Source organism: Lacibacter sp. (genome assembly GCF_057361365.1).
Map to the genome: position 1 here is coordinate 674,468 of NZ_JBMQSG010000007.1, position 7,059 is coordinate 681,526.

Below are 7,059 nucleotides of genomic sequence, written 5' to 3' on the forward strand. Positions count from 1 at the left end.
TGATAAAAAAGGCAACTGAAATTAACTCTGTTGTAAAAGCTGATCGATCTGCAACTCCAGTTTTTTTAAGGACTCTGCTGCAGCTGTTTCATCCGTTGTGCCGGCAGCTGTTGGATTTGTTGCAGTAACATCTGTGGCATACCATATCAGTACCATAGAAATATAATCCTGCATGTCTTTTCCTGCAAAACTGGTACGATATTCCAACACCTTTTCGTTGATAGTTTTTACAGTTTTGCGTACATGTTCCTCATGCTCGGGACTTACTTTGATCCTGTAACTACGATCGCCAATGATAATATTTATGGGAATTAATGATTCCATCATACTAAAATATAAAAAGCTTGTTATATATTAGACACTCGTAAAAAAAAGCTCCTTATCAATCCGTTGCCGGCTTCGAAAATACCTCCCGTTTATTTTTAGTCAACTTAACCTCGAAACATGTTTGCAAAAGTTAAACCACAAGTGTTTATCGACACACTTACGTTAGAACTTTCGACGACGGATAACAATGCAGTGAAAGCAGTATTGAAAGATGAGAGCGGATCTGTATGTCGCCGGTTAGAATCAGAAGTATCAAATCACCGCTCCCTTACCTGGGATGGATTGAATGATTTACCTTATGGCGTCTACACAATTGAATTAAAGCAAGGTGACGACGAAATGAAAATGCGGATCGTTAAACGTGTATAATTTTACTCCGTCAGCAAAGCAATACAGCGGTCGATTTCCTTGACAAAAAGATTGAGTTTTTTTTCAAGTTCCTTCTTTTCCTTTTCGTCTAACTGTTGTTGTGATGCTTTTAGAATTGCATTCTGCATTTCCAGCACTTCTAACTCCTGTTTCTTATTGAACTGCTTTTCTTTTAAACCACTCAATTCATCCTTCAGCCTTTTATTCTCTTTTTCCAGCTGCTGATGCCTTTTAACAAGCAGCTGCATTTTTTGCTGGAGCGATTGAATATGTTGATCAATTACTGTCACATGAATGGTTTAGTAAAATTATTTCCTGATCTCAGCTGATAATTGTTTTTCCAATGCTTGGATCAATGTATCCATCATCTTCTCTGTTTCTTTATCCACTAATGTTTTTTCATCGTCCTGGAAAATGAAATTCAGCGCCATTGATTTTTTATTGGCACCAATTTTTTCACTTTCAAACACATCAAACAACGACACTTCTTTCAGCCTTGCCACTTTCGCATTGTTGATGGTTTTTTCCACTTCTGCATAGCTTACATTCTTTTCGATCACAATTGCCAAATCACGCTCAACCGCAGGGAAACGTGGAATCTCTTTGTATTCCAGTTTTGCTTTAGAAGCGAGCTGCGTCAAAATGTTCCAGTTGATATCAGCAAAGTAAACCGGTTGTTTAATGTCGAACTGTTTTAATTGTGCTGCATCAACAATGCCAATTTTAGCGATCACTTGTTTTTTGACCTTGTAACTGATCAAAGCACTGAAACCTTTTTCAGCATCTGCAAGGTCTGTTTCCGCAGTTAAACCTGCATATTTCAAAATGCCGCTTACTACTGATTTCAGAAAATACACATCAACAGCAGAAGCCTTTTGTTTCCATGATGCTTCGGTGCTGCCTGTTGTGTAAATAGCTAAATGATCTGTTTCAAAGTATTTGCCAATATCGGAAGTTGTGTAGGTTTTTCCGAATTCAAACAGGCGGAGATTGCTGTTTTTCCTGTTGAGATTGAACGATACGCATTGCAATCCTGTTTCAAGCATTGATGGACGCATTACGTTCAATTCAGCACTCAGGTTGTTCAACATTTTTACTGTTGTTGCCAATACTTCTTCGCTATACCATGCACTGTTGGCAATGGAGTTAGTGAATATCTCGTTGAAACCTTGCCCAGCAAGAATATTGCTGATTTTTTCTTTGTAAGAAAAACTTGTTTGATCGGCTTCGGTAGATGGGGAAATGGTAATACTGGTAGGAATTTCCACATTATCCAACCCATCGATCCTCATAACTTCTTCCGCAAGATCGGCAGGGAGTTCCATATCAGGTTTGCTGAACGGAGCAGCAACCCATATTTCATCAATTGATTCTTTTATCAATTCAAAACCGAGTGATTCAAATATTTTCTTTACTGTATCAGGATGATAATTTTTACCACTGATCTTTTTCAGGTAATGAAACTTAAGAGCGATCTGTGTTTTTTGTTTTGGAGTAGGATAAATATCCACTACGTCGCTTGCAATTTCTCCGCCACCCAATTCTTTTATTAATAGCGCAGCACGCTTTAATACATTCACCGCATTGCTAATGTCAACACCTTTTTCAAAACGAGTAGCCGCATCGGTACGCAGGTTATGACGGAACGATGTTTTACGTGTAGTGACAGGATTGAACCATGCACTTTCTAAAAAGATATTTTTTGTTGATTCTGTTACTCCACTTTTTGTACCGCCAAACACACCGGCAATACACATCGGTTCTTCCGCATTGCAGATCATCAGATCATCTGCACTCAACTTGCGTTCTTTTTCATCGAGCGTTACAAACGAAGTTCCTTCAGAAAGATTTTTTACAATAACCTCTTTCCCGGTAATCGCATCGGCATCAAATGCATGAAGTGGCTGACCTGTTTCATGCAAAATATAATTCGTAATGTCTACTATATTATTAATCGGACGCACACCAATTGCTTTCAATCGCTGCTTTAACCATGTTGGACTTTCCTGAACCGTTACATTACTGATGCTAACACCTGCATAACGTTGACAGGCATCTTTGTTCTCCACTTTTACAGTAATGGGCAACGATTTATTGTCAACTTTAAATCCATTGGTAAACGGAGATTTGAGCGTATAATTTTTCTTATCATGAAAGTTAAGATAAGCGATCACATCTTTTGCAACACCCATATGGCTCATGGCGTCCATGTGATTAGGTGTTAGCCCGATCTCAATGATCCAATCGGTGTACAACTGGAAATAATCAGCAGCTGCTGAGCCAACTCTTGCATCATCTTTTAAGATCATGATACCAGCATGACTCGCACCCAAACCAATTTCATCTTCAGCGCAGATCATACCCTGGCTTTCTACACCACGAATCTTGGCTTTTTTCATGGTCATTGATTCGCCTGCAGCAGGAAAGATAGTAGTGCCAACGGTTGCCACCACTACTTTTTGTCCCGCAGCCACATTTGGTGCACCACAAACGATCTGTAATGGTTCAGCTGCACCAACATTTACGGTTGTAAGCGAAAGTTTATCAGCATCAGGATGTTTTTCGCAAGTAAGTACTTCCCCAATCACCAGGCCTTTTAATCCGCCTTTCACTTCTTCATAAGGCTCCATACTTTCAACTTCTAAGCCAATGGAGGTAAGGATGCGACTTAAACGTTCTGGTTCAACTGACACCGGCAAATATTCGTGCAGCCATTTATAACTGATCGTCATGTTCTAATTCAACTTTTGTTCGGAAAGCTGCAAAGATAATTGATTGAAGCCTTGAGGAGTAAATGAGTTTTGGCGCTCTATTCAACCAAAAATTCAGAGTATAAACAGACAATTCGGATAATAAAAGATGCAAATATTTTATCATTAATACTAGTAACAGTAATGCTCAAGTGCAGATTTGTTTTGCAATCGTTTTCAACACATATTACACTGCTTCAAATGCAAGCTGGTAAAGGATTTTACTTAGTGGAAAGCTGAAAAAAACTGTAAAATCGCATATTGTAATCTGCATCATTCCACCAAAAAATAGTTCCAAAATCTTTGTGCACAAACGGTGTGGAAATACTTTAGGATTGGGCTAAAAAATATTTTAAATTGAGGATAACGGGCCCGATTTGTGTTAATGAAGGAGCAAAACCGGTGGATAACCGTGAATTTAATGTGAATTGGAGTTGAAGAAATTAAGGAAGGGATTTGTTTTTGCTTGTATCATTTTCTCATTTACATTCGTCGCCCTTGTTCCGGTAACAATTGCTTAACATGAAGTTTGGGTTAACGATTGTGAAAGAAAAGAACCCAAATTCAACCATTGTATTTCCTGTATTAACTATGGATCTTACTAATCTCAATAAAGACCGCAAAACAAAGCGGAAGGCTCCGCTTGACCTCTCTACCATGGTATATGGAAAAGTTCCGCCACAGGCAAAGGAACTTGAAGAGGCAGTATTAGGTGCGGTCATGCTCGAAAAAAGTGCTTTCGACGCCATCAGCGAAATTTTACGTCCCGAGTGTTTTTATGTAGATGCTCACCAGCGCATCTTCCGTTCAATGCAGGGCCTTACGGCAAAAAGTTCGCCCATTGACCTGTTAACGGTGGTGGAAGAACTTAAAATGCGTGAAGAACTGGAAATGGTTGGCGGTGCTTACTATGTAACCCGTTTGACCAATGCGGTTGTTTCAACGGCAAACATTGAAGCGCATGCCCGTATCATTCTGCAGAAATTTTTGCAGCGTGAACTGATTCGCATAAGTGGCGAAACAATTGGTGATGCATACGAAGAAAGCACCGATGTATTCGATCTTTTGGATGATGCAGAAAGTAAACTGTTTGAAATAACTAATAACTATCTCCGCAAAAACTTTGATTCGTTTGATAATGTGTTGATCAAAACCATTCAGCGAATTGAAGACATGCGGAATAAGCAGGAAGACATAACAGGTGTTCCAACAGGTTTTCCTACCATGGATAAAGTGATCTACGGTTGGCAACCCTCCGACCTTGTGATTCTTGCCGCTCGTCCTGCCGTGGGTAAAACTGCATTTGCCTTGAACCTGTTGCGCTATGCGGCACTTAATCCTGTTAAACCAACGCCTGTAGCATTCTTCTCGCTTGAGATGGGTGCAGCACAGTTGGTGCAACGTATTTTGTCGGCTGAGAGTGAGATCATGCTTGAAAAGATTTCACGTGGTAAACTCGAGGATCATGAAGTGCAGCAATTGTACAAGAAAGGCATTGAACCATTGGCCAAGGCGCCCATCTTTATTGATGACAGTGCGGCACTGAATATTTTTGAATTACGTGCAAAAGCCCGTCGTTTGGTGAATAAGCATGGAGTAGGATTGATCATCATTGACTATCTCCAGTTGATGAGCGGAAGTGCAGGGAATAAAAACACCAACCGTGAACAGGAGATCAGTACGATCTCGAGGGGTTTAAAACAACTGGCGAAGGAATTGAACATTCCGATCATCGCACTTTCTCAGTTGAGTCGTGAAGTGGAGAAACGTAAGGATGGTAATAAGATGCCTCAGTTGAGTGATCTCCGTGAATCGGGTGCCATTGAACAGGATGCCGACATGGTAATGTTCCTGTACCGTCCCGAGTATTACGATATTACTTCAAATGAATTTGGAGAAAGCAACCGTGGCGAAACACATGTGCGTATTGCCAAGCACAGGAATGGTTCGCTGGAAACAATTAAGCTGCGGGCATTACTTCATATTCAGAAATTTGTAGAAGATGATTTTGGTGATAGCATGGGTGGCAGTGGCGGATTTGGTGGTTCACAAGGTCCATTACCGGGCGGACCTGGCATGATGCCGGGTGGCGGCAACTGGAAACCTGTACCAAGTGATGATGGCCCGAAAGTGTTTGTGCAGAAAGGAAGTAAGATGAATGATATGAACTTCGATGAAGAAACGCCGTTTTAAAGATTTCAGATTTCAGATGTATGATTATAGATTTGTCCCGCTGCATAACAGCGGGACATTTTTTTATGGCACTTCCTTTTTTCTATATTGAATCGTTTGATGCATCGCAACAACTGCTTACGTTGAATGAAGAAACTTCGAAGCATATTGTGCAGGTATTGCGAATGAAAGAGAATGAGCAATTGAACTTAACTGATGGTAAAGGAAATCTACTGACTGTTTCAATTGTTGATGCGCATAAAAAACATTGTTCAGTAAGAGTACAAGAAACCAGCTACAAACCACAAGCTGCACGCAAAACAACCATTGCAGTTTCATTAGTGAAAAATGCAAGCAGGTTTGAATGGTTCCTGGAAAAAGCAACAGAGATAGGCGTAACAGAAATTATTCCGTTGTTGTGTGAACGAACCGAACGTCAGCATTTTCGTTACGATCGTATGAAAGGAATTTTGGTGAGCGCAATGTTGCAAAGCCAGCAAACATGGTTACCTTTTTTGCATGAGCCGATAAAATTTGAAAATTTGAAAATGATGCAATTTGAAGATTCTTTGAAACTTATCGCTCACTGTGAAGAAACAGAGAAGAATCCATTTTCAAATTATCAAATTGAAAAATTTAAAAGTTCCGTTATCCTCATTGGTCCCGAAGGAGATTTCACTACAACTGAGATCAATACTGCAATTGCAGAAGATTATAAACCGGTGATGTTAGGAGAAACGAGATTGCGCACTGAAACTGCTGCAATCGTTGCAGCTACATTATTAAAAATCCGGTAAGAATAGAGGTGACAGAGTTATGAACCGTGGTTCGCACGATTGGGAGGCAGAACCGTAAACCGCAAGATCAGTTTACAATTTTATTAGCACAGCTGCTGCTGGCAAACGCTTCGGGTTTGGCTTTAAAGGCAAAGCCCATACCGAGAATGTAACCCATTGCTTCACGCAATGCTTCGTTACTCTTGAAGTGAGGGTTGGTGTTGATGTCGGCATGCACTTCCATGTCTACATCATACTCAGTAAAAAGATCGCAAAGCTCGTAAGCGATCTCGATGCTTTTAGCTACTTCAACAAGCATACGTTCTTTAATGGAATACTTCTGTCTTGTTTTTTCGTTGTGGATGAACATAAATCCACCATGACCTTCACGTAGAAAAACAATAACAGTGGCAAATTCAGTTTCCATTCCTTTAACCTGGCTGTCGGTACCAACACAAACTTTCAATCGAAAGCCTCTGCCGGTTTCTCTTATAATGGCGGCACGCACTTCATCCTTAATTGGGATGCGTATGTGCTCGCCATTGAATTTTCTCCATTTCATGTGCTAAATTTTTATTTGATTTTGGCCACATGGCACCAATAGTGTGGTGTCATAAAAAAGTGGTTTCCCTAATTTACGAAACTATTTTCAGCGAAAGCAAGGC

The 7,059-nt window shown here is 40.2% G+C and carries 7 protein-coding genes; 3 read left to right on the forward strand and 4 right to left on the reverse strand.

The features are described 5' to 3' along the window. Positions 1–21 precede the first annotated feature (21 nt). On the reverse strand, positions 22–327 hold the full coding sequence (locus ACO1QW_RS07680) for a cell division protein ZapA (RefSeq protein WP_486257240.1): 306 nt from the start codon (positions 325–327) through the stop codon (positions 22–24). 117 nt (positions 328–444) lie between these two features. Between ACO1QW_RS07680 and ACO1QW_RS07685 the strand changes: the two genes are divergently transcribed. Further along, positions 445–696: a hypothetical protein gene (locus tag ACO1QW_RS07685; RefSeq protein ID WP_486257242.1), complete on the forward strand. Its 252-nt coding sequence runs from the start codon at positions 445–447 to the stop codon at positions 694–696. 2 nt (positions 697–698) lie between these two features. Here ACO1QW_RS07685 and ACO1QW_RS07690 read toward each other — a convergent pair whose 3' ends face one another. Next, positions 699–986, reverse strand: a complete 288-nt coding sequence (locus tag ACO1QW_RS07690) for a hypothetical protein (RefSeq protein ID WP_486257244.1) — start codon at positions 984–986, stop codon at positions 699–701. Positions 987–1,004: 18 nt separating this feature from the next. After that, a complete protein-coding gene (gene pheT / locus ACO1QW_RS07695) occupies positions 1,005–3,428 on the reverse strand; it encodes a phenylalanine--tRNA ligase subunit beta (protein WP_486257246.1) in 2,424 nt (807 codons plus the stop codon). A gap of 540 nt (positions 3,429–3,968) precedes the next feature. On the opposite strand from pheT, the gene dnaB reads away from it, so the two are divergent. Then, positions 3,969–5,639 (forward strand): replicative DNA helicase, encoded by a 1,671-nt coding sequence (gene dnaB / locus ACO1QW_RS07700; RefSeq protein WP_486257248.1) that lies wholly within the window; start codon positions 3,969–3,971, stop codon positions 5,637–5,639. Positions 5,640–5,704: 65 nt separating this feature from the next. Further along, positions 5,705–6,415: an RsmE family RNA methyltransferase gene (locus ACO1QW_RS07705; RefSeq protein ID WP_486257250.1), complete on the forward strand. Its 711-nt coding sequence runs from the start codon at positions 5,705–5,707 to the stop codon at positions 6,413–6,415. Between the two features lie 67 nt (positions 6,416–6,482). Here ACO1QW_RS07705 and ACO1QW_RS07710 read toward each other — a convergent pair whose 3' ends face one another. After that, a complete protein-coding gene (locus ACO1QW_RS07710; protein ID WP_486257252.1) occupies positions 6,483–6,956 on the reverse strand; it encodes a ribonuclease H-like YkuK family protein in 474 nt (157 codons plus the stop codon). Between the last annotated feature and the right edge of the window lie 103 nt (positions 6,957–7,059).

What these genes read in the sequence shown, in the direction of transcription:
- ACO1QW_RS07680 (WP_486257240.1), bottom strand. Translation starts at nt 327, where the DNA reads ATGATGGAATCATTAATTCCCATAAATATTATCATTGGCGATCGTAGT.
- ACO1QW_RS07685 (WP_486257242.1), top strand. Translation starts at nt 445, where the DNA reads ATGTTTGCAAAAGTTAAACCACAAGTGTTTATCGACACACTTACGTTA.
- pheT (WP_486257246.1), bottom strand. Translation starts at nt 3,428, where the DNA reads ATGACGATCAGTTATAAATGGCTGCACGAATATTTGCCGGTGTCAGTT.
- dnaB (WP_486257248.1), top strand. Translation starts at nt 3,969, where the DNA reads ATGAAGTTTGGGTTAACGATTGTGAAAGAAAAGAACCCAAATTCAACC.
- ACO1QW_RS07705 (WP_486257250.1), top strand. Translation starts at nt 5,705, where the DNA reads ATGGCACTTCCTTTTTTCTATATTGAATCGTTTGATGCATCGCAACAA.
- ACO1QW_RS07710 (WP_486257252.1), bottom strand. Translation starts at nt 6,956, where the DNA reads ATGAAATGGAGAAAATTCAATGGCGAGCACATACGCATCCCAATTAAG.